1 protein-coding gene and 1 pseudogene are annotated in these 1,344 nt (G+C 62.4%); one reads left to right on the top strand and one right to left on the bottom strand.

The genetic code is table 11. The features are described 5' to 3' along the window. Positions 1-285 (top strand): annotated as a pseudogene (locus tag BXY45_RS24000) (hypothetical protein); the annotation flags it as partial. A gap of 355 nt (positions 286-640) precedes the next feature. On the opposite strand, the gene BXY45_RS23050 reads toward BXY45_RS24000, so the two are convergent. Further along, positions 641-1,150, bottom strand: a complete 510-nt coding sequence (locus BXY45_RS23050; protein ID WP_146211353.1) for a hypothetical protein — start codon at positions 1,148-1,150, stop codon at positions 641-643. Positions 1,151-1,344: the final 194 nt, after the last annotated feature.

Genomic DNA, 1,344 nt, shown 5'->3' on the forward strand with positions numbered 1-1,344 from the left:
TTTGAGCGGACCGATCCATCCTCCGGAGTTCCATCCTCGACCCGCAACCCGAGGTCACGCAGCGTCACCGCAGACGCGCTAGTGGCAAAGGCTCATTCACCGGAGTTGAATCCCGACGAGTGGGTCTGGAAGAACGTGAAGGCCGACCGGGTAGGTCGAGCGGGGTTTTCTAGTGCTCAGGACTTGATGGATAAGGCTGTTGCAGCATTGGAGCGATTAGTGGGTCACCCGGGGCTGGTGCGGGGTTTCTTTGGTGACCCGAACCTGGCCTATATCAAGGCATAGAAAGTCTGCCTACTTAAGTTCTCCTTAGCAACAAGCGATTGCACGGCAGACGGCGGCACTCAGGTTCTCCTGCTCGGTGGTGTCTGATGCGATTCACAGCGTCCCTGTGCTCATCGGCCAACAGCAAGCAGAAGCCACAAGTCTCGGTGAAAAATCACTCGCCCGCGCCGCAACCACCGCGCCCCGGCGAGCACTGCAGCTCGTCGGGGCGCGGTGGTTGCGGCTACTCAGGTATTGGCAACGCCCTTACTACCGGCCACTCCGGTCGTACACGGTCCAGGAAGTTTGCCTCCACAATGACCGGGCGTCATACGCACCTCTCCGTGCATCGGTGACGAGGCGAGCAGCGTCTTGATCAGCACTTTCCGGGGTTTGCCGTGATAACGTTGTTCGGGCTCTGGTACTGCACGATGGTCCGAACCGCCTGACGCTTCACCGTCTGTCCCGTGCGCTTGTTGATGAGTGAAATTTCGCCGGAGAAGCACATGGCGTCGCGCCGGGGATCGGATCCGGCGTAATCGGTGTAACCGAGCGACGCGACCATGCCGGCATCCGCGACGTCGCGCCAGTTCTCGCCAGTGAGGGCAGCAAGGTTGGACCAGTCTTGGCCGTGATCGTGGGCGATGTGGAGGTACCCCATGCCCGTATCACGATCGTTGTCCTGGAAACCGCAGGTGAGGTTGGTCGTGCCACCACGGAGGTACATGTTGTTATTGCGGGCTGTCACGCTCTTGCGGGTGTAACCGCTGCGAACGATCTTGTCGCGCTTGCCGCTGCCCGTGCAAGCGACAGCCCAGACCGGTGCCGCGGCCGCAGCGGCCTGCGGGGCGGCGGAAGTCGACGCTGCCTTCGCAGCAGAGGGCACCCAGTCAAGGTCGGGGTTGCCGCTTGCGCCGGCTGTGCCCTGCGCCCCTGCATCGCTGGTCGCCTGCGCGTCTACCGCTGAGGCTGATGCAGTGGCCATTGAGCCTTTGCCACTAGCGCGTCTGCGGTGACGCTGCGTGACCTCGGGTTGCGGGTCGAGGATGGAACTCCGGAGGATGGATCGGTCCGCTCAAA

Origin of the sequence: Quadrisphaera granulorum, assembly GCF_003149145.1 — a bacterium.
Lineage (GTDB): Bacteria > Actinomycetota > Actinomycetes > Actinomycetales > Quadrisphaeraceae > Quadrisphaera > Quadrisphaera granulorum.